Consider the following 18,854-nt stretch of genomic DNA (forward strand, 5'->3'; position numbering starts at 1 on the left):
ATGTGCCGATGAGGAAGACGTTGAAGTGGGCCGGTGTGATAGTGCTGACACCGGTTTTGCTGTTTATTACGCTTGCAGTGCTGCTTTACATCCCTGCTGTACAGAATTGGGCTGTAAAGCAGGTGGTTGCGTATGCCTCTGATAAAACCGGCATGGACATCACGGTAGACCGTGTGCGGCTCGAGTTTCCGCTTGACCTCGGCGTGCATGGCTTCCGCATGATTCAGCAGAACGACTCGCTGCCGCAGGTGAAAGACACTGTGGCTGACGTCAAGAAACTTGTTGTTGACATACAGCTTTGGCCGTTGTTGAAGAAGAAGGTGGAGATAGACGCCTTCGAGTTCAACGGACTTAAAGTGAACACGGCCGATTTTGTTCATGAAGCCCGCGTGAAGGGAAGCATCGACAGACTTTATCTGCGCAGCCACGGAATAGACTGGGGCAAGGAGACAATACTCGTCAATGAGGCCGAACTGAAAGATGCCTCTGTAAACGTGGAACTTAGCGATACGGTTCCGCCCGATACGTCGAAGAGCAAGAACTATTGGAAAATAACCGTAGAGAAGCTTGATATAGCCAATACGGGAGTTGTAGTACACATGCCCGGCGACACGCTTCAGGTAGGAGCCTATCTGGGTAAGGCTGAGGCGCGCAGCGGCTTCTTCGACCTTGGTACGAGCCTTTACAGGCTGAACAGCCTTAAGCTTGACGACAGTCGCGTAAGCTATGACAACAATTTCAAGGTGCGCACAAAGGGACTAGACTATAATCATATAAGTCTGTCAGACTTAAACATCAGCATTGATTCATTCTATTATTGTGCGCCTAAGCTCGACATGATATTGTGTGCCTGCTCGTTTAAGGAGAAGAGCGGTATCACCGTCAATGACATTTCAGGTCCGTTTGCCATGGATTCTGTCAAGATATCCTTGCCTTCTTTCAGCCTGAAGACTCCCGACTCTTATCTGAAGGCCAATCTTATAATGGACCTTAATGCGTTCAGCGACAAGAATCCGGGCAAGCTGCAGCTCAGGGCTGACGGTGAGTTTGGCAAGCAGGACATCATGCGCTTCATGGGCAGTATGCCCACAGCGTTTATACGGCGTTGGCCTAATCAGCCGCTTTCGGTCAAGGCTGTCATATCCGGCAACATGAAATATCTTAAGTTTGCCGGACTAAACCTTAAACTGCCTACGGCGTTCAATGTCAACGCACGAGGCTTTGCCGCAAACCTTAACGACGATAAGCGTCTGCGTGCAAATGTCACCCTTGATGCCAGAACATATAATCTGAGTTTTGTTAAAGCGCTGGCTGCGAGCAGTGGAGGTTCGTTTAATATACCTGCCGGAATTGTTCTCAAGGGCGACTTTAAAGCCAACGGCAAGCAATATGCGGCAGATTTCATAGCCCGTGAGGGCGGAGGCAGTGTTAAGGCAAAGGCCGACTTTAATGCAGCAACCTTGGCTTATAAGGCTTCTGTTGCAGCCGATAATCTCCATCTTGGCCATTTCTTGCCGGGCAGCGGAATGGGCGATTTCACAGGCAGCATGAATGTTAAGGGCAACGGACTCGATTTCCTGTCGCATCGCACAGCTTTGCAGGCAAAGGCAGGCATAAGGAAATTCAGTTATGGCAAGTATAATTTTGACGGAATTGATTTCGACGCTAACCTTAACAACGGCAAGGCGCATGCTTGCGTTAACAGTGCCAACCCGCTGATTAACGGTAATGTGAGGTTTGACGCATTTTTGAGCCGCAAGAAGATAATGTCCTCGCTTAAGGCTGACTTGAATCATGCCGACTGGTATGGACTTGGAATAGTGAAGTCGCCGTTCACGACATCTTTCAACTGTGAGATAGATGCGTATACAGATCTTAAGACATTGCTGGGCGTGAAGGGTAATCTGAGGAATCTGGTCATGACAGATTCGGCAAGGACCTACCGTCCGGATAACCTTGAGATTGACATGATCACGAGCAGCGACACAACTCACTTTGCCGCATATTGTGGTGACTTCCGTCTGAGGTTCAACGGCAGCGGCGGATATAAGAAAGTGCTTAAGCAGAGCGGATTCTTCATGGATGAACTGTCTGCCGAACTTAAAAATAAGAAAATAGACATATCCGTGCTGAGGTCTAAGCTGCCTTTGGCCGATCTTTATCTCACAACAGGAAAGAATAATCCTCTTAGCAGGTTTATAGCCAATGCCGGCTATGTGTTCCAGGATGCAAGCATAGACATAAAGTCGTCGCCGCATACTGGACTAAACGGCAGTGTTCAGCTTCTTGAACTTCAGAAAAACACTCTGGTGCTCGATACCGTACGCTTTAATATCGTGTCAGACTCTACGCAATGCTCTTACAACGGACAGGTGCGCAACAACAGCGACAACAAGCAGTATGTGTTCAATGCCTTGTTCGATGGATATGTGTTTGAGAAAGGCTCGGGCGTAAACTTCAAGGTGTATGATGCAAAAGACAGCCTCGGACTCAAGATGGGCATTGAGGCTTCGATGGAGGAGAACGGCATAAAGATGCACATGCTTACTGACGATCCGATTCTCGGATATAAGAAGTTTGAGGTTAACGAGAACAACTATATCTTCATGGGAACCGACCGGCGCATCATGGCAGACTTGCGCCTGAAGGCCGACGACGGAACGGGTATATATGCATATACTAACGACGAAAACACCGATGCGCTTCAGGACCTGACGATAGGACTTAACAAGTTTGATCTGTCGAAGCTGCTTACGGTTGTTCCGTATATGCCTCGCATAACCGGAATAATGAACGGCGACTTCCACTTGATACAGACAAAGGACGAGCTTTCTGTGTCATCGTCAGTAACTGTAGACAAGATGACATACGAGCGGACACGCATGGGCAACATCGGACTTGAGTTTGTCTATATGCCTCAGTCGGACGGAACCCACAGCGTTGACGGAATGCTCATGTGTAACGATAATCAGGTGGCAGACATTAGCGGATCGTATAAGTCGGAAGGTGACGGACAACTGGATGTTACGATGAATATGTCTCGCCTGCCGATGCGTCTGCTCAATGGATTCATTCCTGATCGTATCATTCGTCTGAAAGGTTATGCCGACGGCTCTCTTGATGTGAAAGGCACGCTGTCGCATCCACGTGCCAATGGCGAGCTTACGTTGGATTCTTGTTATATGCGCAGTGCGCAGTATGGCATACGTATGCGTCTTAGCGAGGAGCCTATCCGTATCGTAGGAAGCAATCTGCTGTTCGAGAATTTCAAGATGTTTGCAAACAATGACAACCCGTTGATTCTCGACGGAAACATCGACTTCTCTGACGTTGCCAATATGTCTATGGATTTGCGCATGGCTGCCAAGAACTGTCAGATAATTGACGCCAAGGAAAACAGGCGCAGTGTGGCTTTCGGTAAGGCCTTTGTCGACTTTATCGGCACTATGCAGGGGCCGCTTAGCAATCTTAAACTATTAGGACGACTTGATGTGCTCGGTTCTACCGACATGTCTTACATCCTGCGTGATTCGCCTTTGTCTACCGACAACCAGATGGACGAACTTGTTAAGTTTACAAGCTTCAGTGACACTACAGAGGCCGTTGTAACACATCAGCCGCTGTCGGGCTTCAGCATGGATCTCACGATGAATATTGCCCAAGGATCACACGTCATGTGCTACCTTAACGCCGACCATTCTAACTATATCGACCTTATGGGCGGCGGAAGCCTGCGCATGAAGTACGGCTTGACAGGCGACATCGTGTTGACCGGAAAATATACTCTCGACAATGGCGAGATGAAATATTCGTTGCCTATTATTCCTCTTAAGACGTTTACCATTCAGGACGGAAGCAATATTGAGTTTACCGGCGACCCGATGAACCCGAAGCTAAACATAACGGCCACGGAGAGAACAAAGGCAAGTGTGTCTAACGGCGGGGAGCAAGGGCGTACGGTTGAGTTCGACTGCGGCGTGGTTATAACCAAGACCCTTTCGGACATGGGACTTGAGTTTACGCTCGATGCGCCGGAGGATATGTCGCTGCATAACGAGCTGATGGCAATGAGCGTGGAACAGCGCGGCCGACTTGCCGTTACGATGCTTACCACGGGCATGTATATAGCCGACGGAAACACCAGCGGATTCTCCATGAACAACGCGCTAAGTTCGTTCCTGCAGAGCGAGATTAACAATATTACGGGAAGTGCGTTGCGCACGCTCGACCTCAGTTTCGGTATGGACAATGCCACTGACGCCAGCGGAAACACCCACACTGACTATTCGTTCAAGTTTGCTAAGCGTTTCTGGAACAACAGAATGAAGATTGTAGTAGGCGGAAAAGTGTCAACGGGTGCCGACGTGGCTAATCAGAACGAGTCGTTCTTTGACAACGTGACGCTCGAATACCGCCTGAGCAACTCTTCAGACACTTACGTCAAGCTGTTCTATGACAACAATGCTTACGACTGGCTCGAAGGCACCACCCGCGAGTATGGCGTAGGTTTCATCTGGAGAAGAAGCCTGCAGCATTTTAAGGATATATTCAGTTTCAAGAAGAAGGACGCGATTATTCCATTGCGCTCTGATACAATACCTGACAAGAAATGAGACTATCGGTAAAGAATATAATATATGTGGCCAGAAGGTCGTTTCCGTCGTTGCGCGTTTTTGTGCTTCGTGTGTGCCTGTTGGCTGCCGTTTCGGTGTTGCTGTGGTCGTGCTCAACCACCAGCGGCATACCGAAGGGCGACCAGTTGTTCATCGGACTGACAAAGATCGACTATCAGGACTATGAGAAAAGCGACCATTATGAGACAACTCGTGAGGAGGTTGAGGCTTCGTTGGCTACAGCTCCCAACGGCGCCTTGTTCGGCAGTTCGTATTATCGCACGCCGTTTCCTTATGGCTTGTGGATATGGAACGCCTTTTCAGGCTCAAAGAACAAGATAGCACAATGGATGACCAAGACGTTTGGCAAGTCGCCCGTGCTCATGAGTCAGGTAAATCCTCAGCTCCGTGCCTCAGTGGCGCAGTCGGTGCTACGCAATCATGGCTATATGAACGGAACGGTAGAGTATGAGATCGTGGAACAGAAGAATCCAAAGAAGCGCAAGATAGGATACACCGTAAAGTTCGGACCGCTGCTCACGGTGGACACACTTCAGTATGTGGGCTTTCCGGAGATGGCCGACACGCTGTTAGAGAAGACAAAAGATGAGGCCAAAATAAAGAGCGGTTCGCCTTTTGACGCCTCTGCTCTTGACGCAGAGCGCAACCGTATAGCCACTTTGTTCCGCAACAACGGCTATTATTATTATCAGCCGAGTTTCGCCTCTTATCTTGCCGACACAACCATCACGCCCGGCAAGGCCAGCCTGCGCCTGCAGATGGCCGACAATCTGCCGGAACTTGCCAAGCACAAATGGTATATAGGAAAAATCAGAATAGACATCCGCAAGCAGTTTATGGAGGTGCTGAAAGACTCGTTCAGCCATCGCTATTTCACGGTCAGGTTCAACGGCCGCAAGCCGCCGATACGTCCGCGAATAATCTTGAGCGACCTGAAACTGCGTCCGCGCAAGCTTTTCAGATACGATGACTATTTGGAATCTTCAAACAAACTTAGCGGATCGGGGCAGTTCAGTTCGGTTGAGTTTGCGTTTACGCCGCGCGACACCACAGCAACATGCGACACGCTCGACCTTAACCTGTCGTGTACGTTCGGCAAGCCTTATGACTTTTATATAGAAACCAACTACACCAACAAGATAAACGGCCGCACCGGTCCCGAGCTTGTTATCGGTTTCACAAAGCGCAACGCCTTCCGTGGCGGCGAGAAGCTCGACATAAACCTTCACGGCTCTTACGAATGGCAGAAGGGCGGCAACGTCAGCGGCTCGTCGACAGACATGAACTCATACGAGTATGGTGCAGACGCATCAATAGAGTTTCCGCGCCTTATTGTCCCGTTCCTTAAGCATCGCCGCTATTTCACTACGCCTACCACATACGCCAAGATCGGTATGAACGTGATGAAGCGTCCTGATTATTTCAAGATGCACACCTTCTCTGCCGAATGGACCTATAAGTGGCAGCGTTCGGCTACGTGGCGCCATGAGTTCAGTCCGCTGACTCTGCAGTATCAGCGCCTTAACTACACCACGGCTAAATTCGACTCCATACTTCAAGAAAATCCGTATTTGCAGACATCAATGCAAAATACATTTATCCCAAAGATGCGCTATATGCTCGCATACAGCAGCACGGTGAAACACCGCAACCCTGTTGTATGGCAGACCACCATCACGGAGTCTGGCAACATCTTGTCGCTTGCTTATATGGCTGCCGGAAACAAATGGGGCGAAGTGGGCAAGCAGCTGTTTAAGAATCCATACGCGCAGTTCCTCAAAATAGAAACCGACTTCAGCAAGATATGGCAGCTGGGGCAGAAGTCGCAGCTTGTGTGGCATATCAGTGCCGGAGTGATTTACACCTACGGCAACAGTCTGGCTGCGCCTTACAGCGAGCAGTTTTATGTGGGAGGAGCCAACAGCATAAGAGCCTTTGCGGTGAGAAGCATAGGTCCGGGAAGCTACACCACCAACGAGTCAAAACTGTCGTATCTCGACCAGACAGGCGACATAAAGCTGCAGCTTAACCTTGAGTATCGCTTTAATCTTTTCGGCAACCTTTACGGAGCAGCCTTTATAGATGCCGGCAATGTGTGGGCCCTGCGTGACGACGGTTATCGCGAGGGCGCCAAGTTCCTGTTTAAGAACGCCTTGAAGGAAATGGCTCTCGGCACGGGAGTAGGTCTGCGCTACGACCTCGACTTCCTCGTGTTGCGTCTCGACTGGGGTGTAGGTCTTCACGTGCCGTTCGATACGGGCAAGAGCGGATTCTATAACATTCCCAAGTTCAGCGACGGCCAGGCCATTCATATCGCCGTCGGCTATCCTTTCTGATGCAGTTTTTTGCTAACGTTATTTGCCGGACACAGTGTTAATGGCTGATTCTGTTGTGTCCGGCTCTGCTTGATTCTCCTGTAGGAAAAGCACAAATCTGCCGATTCTGTAAGGCGTACGGCCCTGTGTTCCTACGCTGCATTTTGGCGTTCTGCATGCTGAAGAGAAACAGCATTGATTTGCTGTGCTGGCTTGTCATAATGTTATGTATGACATGATTTTACTTTCTTTGTGATTTTTGTTGGCGCTCTCATACTACGTTATTTTGAAATTAAAATCGTTCGGACGAAAATATGGGCAAAATACGTGTGCAGTTGCAATGTTCTGTGATATAAGACGTTATGCTTATATCCAAAATAATGTGCATCAATTTTTGTTCCGAAACGACATGAAAAACCTGCATTTTTGCCTAAAAACAGCCTTGTTTTGCGTTGCCAGATGTGCCGTTTTTGAGTAAAAACTCATAGGTTTACCATTAATTAACCTGCCGTTTGACTCTCTTTTGTAAATATGCTTTACCTGTTGGTGCTTAAATCATGCTCCGCTTTTTCTATTTCAGGCTGAATTTGTGATAAAGTCAAAGTGACACAATGCGCTGTTATTTCCTGCGTCTGCTTACAAACAGACTTTGTGGAACACGGCATGATAAGTTACGCCTTGTTTGTTTGCCAATGTTTTTTATGCCGAAAACGCCACGAAAAACGCCGCTTTTCATAAAAAATGAGTATATTTGCATTCTGTTATTTATGAACAATATCCTGACATAACTGTTTAACACGCATTGCCGGGACATAAAGTTAAACCTTAAAATAAAATTACGTACAATATGAAACCTGCATTATTATTGCTGGCAGCCGGAATGGGAAGCCGTTACGGTGGTTTGAAACAGCTCGACGGACTGGGTCCTAACGGCGAGACAATCATGGACTATTCTATTTATGATGCCATAAAGGCCGGATTTGGCAAGATTGTTTTTATTATCCGAAAAGATTTTGAAGACGATTTCCGCGAAAAGATTCTTAGCAAGTACGAAGGCCATGTGCCTGTAGAGCTGTGCTTCCAGAGTCTCGACAGTCTGCCTGAAGGCTTCAGCTGTCCTGAAGGACGTGTAAAGCCGTGGGGTACAAACCATGCCGTTCTTATGGCAAAAGACGTTATCAAGGAGCCGTTCTGCGTGATCAACTGCGACGACTTCTACAACCGCGATGCATTCATGGTTATAGGCAAGTTCTTGTCTGAACTTCCTGAGGGCAGCCGCGGCAATTATGCCATGGTAGGTTTCCGCGTTGGCAACACTCTGTCTGACAACGGAACCGTGGCACGTGGCATCTGCTCAAAGGATGATGCCGGCAATCTGACCACTGTGGTTGAGCGCACTGAGATTATGCGCGTAAACGGTCCTGTATGCTACAAGGACGAGCAGGGCGAATGGGTGGCAGTTGAGGACAACACACCGGTGTCAATGAATATGTGGGGATTCACTCCCGATTATTTCGAGCACAGCGAGGCTTATTTCAAGGAGTTCCTCTCTGATCCGAAAAACATGGAGAACCTCAAGGCCGAGTTCTTTATTCCGCTTATGGTGAATAAGCTGATTAACGACAAGACAGCCACAGTGAAGGTGCTTGACACAACCAGCAAGTGGTTTGGCGTAACTTATTCTGCCGACCGTCAGGCTGTTGTAGACAAGATTCAGAGTCTTGTTGACGAAGGCGTTTATCCCAACAAACTTTTTTAAAACTGAATATTGCCACAAACAGCGGCGTTGAGCCGCTTTTCAATATGTTGCAGTGCAGGGCTCATGTTGTTATGCCCGCGCCTGAAACACATTCCTATTTTGATAAATAATGGACATTAACTTGCTTACAGCTGCGGAGACCGAAAGCCTCCGCAGCCTTATCCTCAGTTCAGACAATATTATTCTTTGCTGCCACCGCAGTCCCGACGGCGATGCTCTTGGCTCGCTGCTCGGCATGGCAGAGTTTTTGCGTCAGCAGGGCAAGGTGCCCGTGGCTGTCGTTCCCGATGCCTATCCCGACTTCTTGCAGTGGTTGCCGGGCACGGAGCGCATCATAAGATACGACAAGCATAAAAGCTTTGTCGACGGACTTTTGGCTTCGGCCGATCTTGTGTTCTGTCTCGACTTCAACACCTTCTCACGTACAGACGACATGGCAGACACGCTGGCAGCCTCGCCTGCAAAGAAGGTTCTCGTTGACCATCACCTTAACCCCGACATCGACACAGAGTTGTGTGTGTCGCATCCTGAGGCATGCAGCACATGCGAACTGGTTTTCCGCCTGATATGGCAGCTCGGCAGTTTCGACATGATGACGCGCAAGTGTGCCGTTCCGCTGTATTGCGGCATGATGACCGACACGGGCGGATTCACATACAACTCAACACGCCCCGAGATATTCTTCATTATAAGCCAGCTGCTTACCAAGGGCATCGATAAAGACAAAATCTACCGCAACGTTTACAACAACTACAGCGAGTGGCGCATGAGGCTCATCGGCTATGTGCTTAACGAGAAAATGGTGGTTATGCAGGAGGAGCGTGCAGCCTATTTCGTTCTGACGCGCGACGACCTTAAGCGCTTTCATTACATCAAGGGCGACGCCGAAGGACTGGTTAACATGCCCCTGCAGATAAAAGGCCTGAGGCTGAGCATATCGCTCAGGCAGGACACCGAGAAGGACAATCTTGTGTGGGTGAGCACACGCTCTGTGGATAACTTTCCGTGCAACAAGCTTGCAGAACAGTATTTCAACGGCGGCGGGCATCTAAACGCTGCAGGCGGACGCCTTGAATGCTCGGTTGAAGAGGCAGAGGCGCTGGTAAGGAAGGCCGTAACCGAATTCAAGTTCTGACATACGGCTTTTTTATCTGTCAAAAGGCAATATCCGCGTTAATTTGCCGAATATCAGTTAAAGTAGCATAATTATAAATTGCGATGTGGCGTAATTAGTGTATTTTTTGTAATTTTGCCAGTCGTACTTACATATTATAAAAAATAGAATGAGAAATTTAGCTTTGGCTTTCATAGCCTTTATCGCAGCCGTAACGGTTATAAGCTGTGATGATACAGAGACTTATGCAGAGCAGAAAGATAAGGAGCGTGCTGCAATTAGTAGATTTATTGCAGATTCGGCCATAACTGTCATAACAGAGTCGCAGTTTAAGGAGCAGGGATACAAGACCGATGTGAGCAAGAATGAGTTTGTGCTGATGCAGAACTCAGGAGTTTACATGCAGATTGTCAGAGAGGGATGCGGTGAGAAGATAAAGGAAGGCGAGACTACAACCGTGCTTTGCCGCTTCACCGAATATAACATTCTTACCGACTCTTTGCAGCTGACAAACGACATCCTCAGTTTTTCTTCTATTGTTGACAAGATGACCGTAACAAACAGCAGCGGATCGTTTACAGCGTCGTTTATCGACGGACAGAGCGTCATGGCCATGTTCTATGGCACAACGTCAGTTCCGTCAGGCTGGCTTGTTCCGTTGACTTATATAAAGGTTGGACGTCCTGAAAATGCAGGAGACGAGATAGCCAAGGTTAATCTTATAGTTCCGCACACACAGGGACATGCCTATGCTTCTTCGGGCGTTTATCCTTGCTATTACACGATAACTTACGAAAGGGGAAGATAAATAATGACACTTATTAAATCAATTTCAGGCATTCGCGGCACCATCGGCGGACATACGGGCGACACGCTCAATCCGCTTGACATCGTAAAGTTCGTAACCGCTTATGCCACATATATCCGCCGCAGCGGCAAGTCGTCAAGCGGCAAGATCGTAGTAGGACGCGATGCCCGTATATCAGGCGAAATGGTCAGAAGCGTTGTTTGCGGCACGTTGATGGGCGTTGGCTATGATGTAATCGACATCGGTCTTGCCACAACGCCTACCACAGAGCTTGCTGTGCGCATGTCGGGTGCCGACGGCGGTATAATCATTACGGCAAGCCATAACCCGCGTCAGTGGAATGCCCTTAAGTTGCTCAACTGCGAGGGCGAGTTTCTCGACAAGGCTGCCGGCAACGAAGTGCTTGACATTGCAGAAAAGGAAGACTTTGAGTATGCCGATGTAGACACTCTCGGCCATTATATAAAAGACGACTCGTTCAACCGCCGCCACATAGACTCTGTGCTGGCTCTCAGCCTTGTAGATGTTGAGGCTGTAAAGAAGGCACATTTCCGCGTATGTGTTGATGCTATCAACAGCGTGGGAGGCATCATCCTGCCCGAACTGCTTGAGGCATTGGGCGTTGATTACGAAATACTTAATGGCGAACCTACTGGCGATTTTGCCCATAATCCGGAACCGTTGGAGAAGAATCTCGGCGGTATAATGGAGCGTCTGCGCAGCGGCGAGTTCAGTCTTGGTATTGTTGTCGATCCTGATGTAGACCGTCTTGCGTTTATCTGTGAGGACGGACGTATGTTCGGCGAGGAATATACGCTTGTCAGCGTTGCCGACTATGTGCTCAGCCATACACCGGGCAACACGGTAAGCAACCTCAGCAGTACACGTGCCCTGCGCGATGTAACCGAGAAACACGGCGGTTGCTACACTGCATCAGCCGTAGGTGAGGTAAACGTTACAACCAAGATGAAAGAGGTTGGTGCCGTTATCGGCGGCGAAGGCAACGGCGGAGTTATTTATCCCGAGAGCCATTATGGCCGTGACGCACTTGTAGGCATTGCCCTTTTCCTGTCGTCTTTGGCTCATAAGGGTTGCAAGGTAAGCGAGCTTCGCGCAACATTCCCTGATTATTATATAGCCAAAAACCGCATAGACCTTACTCCTTCAACCGATGTTGACGCAATACTCGAGAAGGTTAAGCAGATGTACAGCAACGAGCAGGTAAACGATGTTGACGGCGTTAAGATTGATTTCCCCGACAAGTGGGTGCATCTGCGCAAGTCTAACACTGAACCGATTATCCGTGTCTATAGCGAGGCTTCATCAATGGAGGAGGCTGACGCACTGGGCAAGAAGATAATGCAGGTGGTTTACGACATGCAGAAATAATATAGAATTGATTATAATCTTTGTTATGCATCCGGGGCTGTGGCTCCGGATGTATTTTTATAAGCTAAAATATCTGAGGCTGATCTTACTTCTATACAAAAAATAACGGACAACAGCGTTAGATGTATCTTTCCGGCTGTTGTCCGTCTGCATTTTATGAATGTTAGAAAGTAAGTGTAAAATCAGATGCCCATAAGCGGCAGAATTGACGGCGTAAGCAGTGAGGTCAGGATGCCGTTGATCGTAAGTCCAAGACTTGCGTAGGCTCCGTGCACCTTGCTCACGTCCATTGATGTTGCCGTACCCATGGCGTGTGCCGCCGTTCCCATAGACAGACCTTGTGCCACAGGGCTGTTTACGCGTGCAAATCCCATTGTCTTATAGCCCGCCACCGCACACAGCAGACCTACGCACACTACTACGGCTGCCGTAAGCGACGGTATGCCGCCGATGCTCTTCGTTACTTCCATTGCGATAGGCGTGGTTACAGATTTTGGTGCGAGCGACATTATCACCGGCTTCGATGCACCGAGCGCTTTAGCTATAAGCACTACCGATATAATGCCTGCCAGACAGCCTGCAAGCTCTGACATGAGTATCGGCAGAAACTGTTTCTTTATCGTTTCAAGCTGCTGATACAGCGGTACGCCAAGCGCCACGACGGCAGGCTGAAGCCAGAATTCTATCATGTGTCCGCTCGTGTTGTATGTTTCGTATTTTACGCCTGATATCTTCAGAAAGGCTATCAGCACGCAGATGCTCACCAGAATGGGGTGCATTATTGTCCAATGAGTCCATTTGCGGAGCAGCTTTCCGAAGAAATAGCTGCCGAACGTGAGGGCGATAAGAAAAAATTCGTTTGACAGATAGCTCATTGGTCGCCTCCTTTCCTGTTTACGGCTTTTCCATAAATCTGATGAACCCATCCCGTTACGGCCAGTACAATTACCGTGGATATGGCCGTTGAGATTACTATTGGCCAGAATTCAGCCTTAATAATGTCGAAATAGAGCATAATGGCAACGCCGGGCGGAACAAAGAAAAATCCGATGTTTGCTACAAGAAAGTCTGATATGGTCTTTACCCATTCCAGACGTATTATCTTCAGCTTCAGCAGAAGAGTAAGAATTAGCATGCCCAGGATGCTCGACGGCAAAGGTATGCCCGTGAGCCATATTATCAGCTCACCCAATGCGAGACAGCCAAACAATATGGCCAATTGTCTAATCATCATAACCTTTAAAACAAATAATCTTTTTACCTAACGGGGTGCAAAGGTATATCGTTTTTAACTGATATACAAATTTGTTAACACTTTTGTTCCTTCATTTTTTATGCTGCTTACAGTTTGTCGTATATTTGCTTGATCTGATTGCATGTTTTGATTTAATCTCAGTTTCCATATTTGCAGTATCAGTTATGGTCATTTCTTGTTGATTTGTTTGCTTATGCTGCAGTGGCTGGGTTCCTGTGTGCGGGGAGACTGTTGCGGCTGCTGACTTATTAGAACTTTAGCGTGTTTTTGATATAGATAAAATTTGCAATCGCTTTTCTGATGTTGTATTTTTGCGGCAAGGATAACAAATAATTTCTTATATCATGAATAATACATTTAAAGTAAGTTTGTTCAAGAACTTCCTTAACAGGGAGACTATTGCTAATTGTGAGTTGGACGAATTGGTGGTTATGATCCGGCAAGGACGCTATGCCGATGCTTTGTCAGACTATCGCTGTTACAGTCCGTTGCTGTCTTCCGGCAAGCCTGTCTCATGTTCCCGGCGCGATGTAATGACAGCTGACAATCGCATTCCGCGCCTTTGTTTCTCTTCCGTATATAAGCGCCGCAACGGCAAAAGAATTGTAGTTGGACGCAACGGACTGCTTTTCATCGAGATAGCAGGGCTAAAGAGCTTTGATGAGGCTGTGCGCATACGGCGTGTTGCATCGTGCCAGCCATACACAATGTTGGCTTTTATCGGTGCGAATGGATTATCTGTCATTGTGGTTTGTTCTATTTCGCAGGCTGACGGCACAGTTCCATGCGATACGGAGGCCTGGCGCAGGTTAATGTCAAAGGGGTACAGACTTCTGCATTATATATATTCGTCACAGCTAAAGACCGAAATATCTATGCAGACAGGCACTGCCGAGGCTATGTGTCTTATGAGTGCCGATGCCGGCATTTATTACAATCGTGAGGCTTTGACATTGATCGTGTGTGAGAATGATGTGTATGACACTTTTAATGTATGCCGTTCGCACGATTTTGAAGCCGATGAGTCGCCTCTTCCGGGCAAATCGTCTTCAGAGGCTTATCGCTATATCTTTTATTGCTGTTGGAACCATGTGCTTGATTCAGAACTTAATCAAGACGACCCTTATTATGCTGAACGCGCCATACAGAAGCTGGCATACCTGTGCCGTAAGTCAGGTTTGCCGCAACAGATGTGTGTTGACCGCACAATGAACCTTGGCACTATTAATGTAGAACGCGGCCTGGTTGAGTTGTTTTTTGCGCAGGCATATCGTCAGGCAGAAGATAATCCTAATCCGTTGAGGTATGTCGAGGCTCCCCGGCTTCAGGCCATAAAGCTTGATAATTTTTTCAGTACACGTTATGTTATGCGCCGCAATGTGCTTACGGGTGTGGTGCAGTATAAGCACATCGGGGCTTGCGATGCCGATTACAGGCCGGTTACGCAGGAAGTTATCAACACCATAGCCGTGAAGGCTCAGCGCGAGGGCATCAGGGTGTGGGCCCGCGACATCAAGGAACGCGTGAATTCTACGCTCGTTTCAGATTTTGATCCGTTGAACCATTGGCTTGACTCATTGCCCGAATGGGACGGACGCGACCGCATAAAAGCCTTTGCGCAGCGTGTTCCTACCGACAATTCCCGTTGGCCGGAATACTTCAGCGTATGGATGCGCTCAATGGTTGCTCACTGGATGGGGCTGGATGTCATGCACGGCAACGACCTTGTTCCACTGCTCATTGGCAGTCAGGGCTGTGGCAAGTCGTCGTTTGCCAAGATTATATTGCCGCCAGAGCTCCGCGCCTATTACAACGACCGTATCGACTTCCGCAACGACAATACGCTGATGCGTGGCCTGTCATCCTTTGCCCTTATCAACATCGATGAGTTCGACCGCTATTCGGCCAGTAGACAGCCGCTGATTAAATACATCATTTCAAAGAGTGAAGTAACAGCCGTGAAGGCATATCGCAGCAATTTTTCAACTGAACGCCGTTATGCAAGCTTCATTGCCACAACCAACAGCAGGCATCCTTTGACCGACCTTACCGGTAGCCGAAGGTTTGCGTGCGTGGCAGTTACGGGCAACATTGATTTCACTTCGGCTGTTGATTATCAGCAGCTTTATGCCCAGATTATAAGCGAAATACGTGGCGGCGCCTTGTGTTATCTCAATGCGGCAGCTACTGAACGCCTGATGGACGACAACATGAGCTTCATGCGTGTTTCTGATTTTGGTTCGGCCGTAGCTCGTCTCTTCCGCATTCCTGAAGCCGATGGGGCAGGGCATGAGATGTCTGTTGACGACATTGTGTCCGTAGTCTGCCGTGCCTATCCGCGTCTGCCGGTGTCAGGGTTGTCTGATAAAAGTGTAGGCATAACATTGAAGCGGCTAGGTTTCAACAGGCGCCACACGCGCACCGGGGTGCGTTATATCGTGGAGCAAATAGAAAAATAATTTTTCTTTAGAAACTCATCACTCGTCACATTCTGCTCTAAGATGCTTGCTGTCAGGTGGTTATAGTGTGATGAGTTGAAAAGTCAACTCATCACACTATCTGTTTTTCAGCTTTTTCAGGCTTTTATTGATGTTTTCATAATGCAGAATTCAGATAAAAAACTGTTTCTGGATATAATTAATCCTGTTTTTGGTTGACCAAATATGCATGTGTGATGAGTTGAAATGTCAACTCGTCACACTGTAAGTTGTTGTAGATAAATAAGTTATGCCCAATTGTGACGAGTGATGAGTTTTTAAAGAAAAACATTTTTATTATATGCGTTGGCAATATGATAAGTGCCCTTTCGTAATGTAAAAGGCCACCTTTCGCATTCTAAAAACTATGCTTTTGCAATACGGAATGATACGTATCAGGATGTTTGATAGTCAATAATTTATGATGAAAAAAACGCCTGTCTTTTCCGTTTTGGAAAGACAGGCGCTGCTTTTACTATATCCACATTCTATGATGTGAAAATCCCCATTATTATTTAACTAAAACTTTTTTTACCAAGTTTCCTACTTTTACAATATATATACCATTGTTCAGGTTGAAGGTACAGTTGCCGTCAACATTGCTTTCTGCCACTTTTACGCCTGAAACATTGTAGATAGCAACCGGCTTATTAGCAGCGCTGACATTGATGTAGCCTTTACCTGCAGTTATGCCTTCTTGCATATCGTTCATCTGGTATATGTTAGTGCTTACCGGTCCTGTAAGTGTCATGCTGATGCCTGTGTATGCTTCGTCTACTCTTATATAGTGCTTGCCCGGAGTAGTGACAGTGGTTTTCCAAGTGCATAGCATATTGTAATCCTCGTCGAATGAGTTTTGGAATTCCATTACAACACCATTAGTTCCGTTGAGTGCATCTTCTTCGTTGGCAAACCATACAGGGTTGGTCATAAACGGAGCGTTGGTTGTAACAGTAACTTCTCCTTCTTCAAGTGGAACGACATACCATAACGGTTTTGTTGCCTCAACTTCCGGTAGTTCTACAGCCTCTCCGTCTTTAAGCTCGATAGCCGTATTGACAGATTCGCCTTCCTTGAATTCTCTTTCGGTGAAGTACACACTGTTGCCTTTTGACGCTGTTGTTATCTTGACATTTACAAGGAATATGTCGCCTGCTGCAGCCGAAAGATCTACATGGTAAATAGTAGAACCGTCGGTATCTGGTCCTGATATTGCTACTGGCTCACCGTCCTTGCCTTTGCAGTAATAAATTTCGTCATAGCCCATATCATTGTAAGGCTTGTTGCTTTCGATAGTCAGAACGCCGTCTTCCTTCATTGTGTATTGCAGCCATAGATTTCTTGGTATTTCGTCTCCGAATGTGTATGTGTTGCCGTCTACTATTATCGGGTTAGTGCGTCCTTCTCCGAGATCATAATCTTTTTCCTCTATGGTGAACTTCTGTCCGTCCAAGGCTCCGTCTATCTTAATGAGATATGTTGTTCCCTCAAGAATTTCAAGTACGTATGCCATATTTTCGTCTCTAGTAGTAGAATAAGAACCATCGTATGGGCCGGTGCCCTTCGGGAATGAAACGAACATATTAGACGGTCCGCTGAAATACAGTTTGCCGGTTATTGTGGCTGTATACTTATAATACTTGATGTATCCGTTCTTGTTTTCAACAGTGTTTTCACCTTTCACGGCTGTTAGAGGATCGGTGATGATGTCTCCCTGCATTATGTCCTCCATTGAAACTTTGAATGTGATAGGCTCTGTCTCGCTTGAAGTCCATTTGATGATATAGCGCTGGCCCTGCTCGCCTCCGCTGACCTGTGTGTATACGGCATTATTGCCGGAAATGCTGTTATAACTGTTCCCACTAGGATAAATTTCAACCTTAGTGTATCCGCTTTGTATTTCAGAAACAGCCTTCACATCAAGAATTTTGTTCGACTGTGCCGGAATATCTACCGCATAGAATGTTGTCTTGTTAGACGCCTCTGTTGTGATTTCTGATGGAGTTTCACTGATTACAATCGGGTTCGACTCTTTGTCTCCTGCCTTATAGTCTTCGCATGCAAAAGTCATGGTCTGCTCTTCAGCCGTAGCCTCAGTTTTGTTTACACATACGAAATATATAGTGTTTGGCTCCTGCATTTCCCAGCGTGTGTTGAAGCTGCCTTCTTCTGATGTGGCCAAAGTATATCCGGCTTCAATAAGACTCTTGTCTTCCGGGAAAATCTTAACTTGTCCTCCAGGAAGTTCGCTTGTGCTGCTGACAACTCCATATCCGGTTCTTTCGTTTGAGTATATGTAGTAATAAGTACCGGCTGCTGCAGGAACAGTGTTGTCGCCTTCTTTCAGCCGGAACGGCATGTAGAGTGAGCCGCGCTCAGCGTCTTCAAATGTTACGTCAAGTATGAAAGGAGAATAGTTGTCGAATCTTATCAGATATGTCTTTCCTTCTTCTACCGGCATCTTGCATTGATGTTGTGTACCGCGGTCGATGGCGAATGTCGGATCGAATTTGAGACCAATAGAACCTTCAACAGTAATTCCCATTACGGCTGTAGACGAGGTCATGACAAGCAGACCTTCCTTGTCTGCCGTGTAAGTGGCATAGAAAACTTGATCAGAAAATACATACTGGTTTCCCATGTAATACTTGTTTTCGGGTGAGATAGGCATAGGGTCATCCTCGGTATGACCTTTGCCTAAATCCGGTAAAGGAGTCGTTTTCAGGTCGAATGTTGCCTTGTTGCCGCTATACACTGGCATTTGAAAGTAAATTGTGCTGCCTGCCTCCAACGGATAATTTTGTATGGTAAATTGTTCGCCTTGAGCAGGCTTTACGTTAACCCGTTCGGTGCCATCGAGTTCAAATGCCGTTAATTGCTGGATGCTGGTTGCCTCAATCGTAAGTATACTGTTCTCTTCAGCTGTGTATTTCCAGTAGACATCCACTTCATCTTTTGTGTCAGGCGTGTATTCGTTATAACCGACACGCAGGTTTATCGCTGTTTCGGGCGAGTCTTGTGCGATGGCAAAGCCTGACATTGCTGCTAGCAATATTGTTGTGAATAAATGCTTTTTCATAAACAGAAGGTTTTAAGTGTTAAA

Annotated in this window: 10 protein-coding genes; 7 read left to right on the forward strand and 3 right to left on the reverse strand. The window is 47.3% G+C overall.

The window, feature by feature from the left end; all coding sequences use genetic code 11:
• Positions 1 to 8: 8 nt before the first annotated feature.
• The 6 genes from QVO66_RS06680 to glmM all read left to right on the forward strand — a co-directional run bounded on the left by QVO66_RS06680 (position 9) and on the right by glmM (position 12,019).
• Positions 9 to 4,613, forward strand: coding sequence for a translocation/assembly module TamB domain-containing protein (locus QVO66_RS06680; protein ID WP_021854666.1), 4,605 nt, complete (start codon positions 9 to 11; stop codon positions 4,611 to 4,613).
• Entirely contained in the window at positions 4,610 to 6,970 is a 2,361-nt protein-coding gene (gene tamL / locus QVO66_RS06685) for a translocation and assembly module lipoprotein TamL (protein WP_021854667.1), read from the forward strand. Before QVO66_RS06680 ends, tamL begins: the two co-directional genes overlap by 4 nt.
• Positions 6,971 to 7,796: 826 nt before the next feature.
• Entirely contained in the window at positions 7,797 to 8,708 is a 912-nt protein-coding gene (locus tag QVO66_RS06690) for a nucleotidyltransferase (RefSeq protein WP_021854669.1), read from the forward strand.
• Positions 8,709 to 8,817: 109 nt separating this feature from the next.
• On the forward strand, positions 8,818 to 9,843 hold the full coding sequence (locus tag QVO66_RS06695; protein WP_021854670.1) for a DHH family phosphoesterase: 1,026 nt from the start codon (positions 8,818 to 8,820) through the stop codon (positions 9,841 to 9,843).
• A 148-nt stretch (positions 9,844 to 9,991) separates the two neighbouring features.
• The gene (locus QVO66_RS06700) at positions 9,992 to 10,630 is read left to right on the forward strand and encodes a DUF4827 domain-containing protein (protein ID WP_021854671.1); all 639 of its coding nucleotides are present in this window, start codon (positions 9,992 to 9,994) and stop codon (positions 10,628 to 10,630) included.
• Between the two features lie 3 nt (positions 10,631 to 10,633).
• A complete protein-coding gene (gene glmM, locus QVO66_RS06705; protein WP_021854672.1) occupies positions 10,634 to 12,019 on the forward strand; it encodes a phosphoglucosamine mutase in 1,386 nt (461 codons plus the stop codon).
• Between the two features lie 182 nt (positions 12,020 to 12,201).
• Here the strand turns inward: glmM and QVO66_RS06710 are convergent, their stop codons facing one another.
• Both QVO66_RS06710 and QVO66_RS06715 read right to left on the reverse strand, forming a co-directional pair.
• Complete coding sequence (locus tag QVO66_RS06710) at positions 12,202 to 12,894, reverse strand: LrgB family protein (RefSeq protein WP_021854673.1); 693 nt, start codon at positions 12,892 to 12,894, stop codon at positions 12,202 to 12,204.
• Positions 12,891 to 13,250: a CidA/LrgA family protein gene (locus tag QVO66_RS06715; RefSeq protein ID WP_021854674.1), complete on the reverse strand. Its 360-nt coding sequence runs from the start codon at positions 13,248 to 13,250 to the stop codon at positions 12,891 to 12,893. Before QVO66_RS06715 ends, QVO66_RS06710 begins: the two co-directional genes overlap by 4 nt.
• A 368-nt stretch (positions 13,251 to 13,618) precedes the next feature.
• Between QVO66_RS06715 and QVO66_RS06720 the strand changes: the two genes are divergently transcribed.
• Entirely contained in the window at positions 13,619 to 15,733 is a 2,115-nt protein-coding gene (locus tag QVO66_RS06720) for a VapE domain-containing protein (protein ID WP_021854675.1), read from the forward strand.
• A 529-nt stretch (positions 15,734 to 16,262) separates the two neighbouring features.
• Here QVO66_RS06720 and QVO66_RS06725 read toward each other — a convergent pair.
• Positions 16,263 to 18,830: a T9SS type A sorting domain-containing protein gene (locus QVO66_RS06725; protein WP_021854676.1), complete on the reverse strand. Its 2,568-nt coding sequence runs from the start codon at positions 18,828 to 18,830 to the stop codon at positions 16,263 to 16,265.
• Positions 18,831 to 18,854 lie beyond the last annotated feature (24 nt).

The sequence above is a fragment of the Prevotella sp. CAG:255 genome (assembly GCF_000431195.1).
Taxonomy (GTDB): domain Bacteria; phylum Bacteroidota; class Bacteroidia; order Bacteroidales; family Bacteroidaceae; genus Prevotella; species Prevotella rara.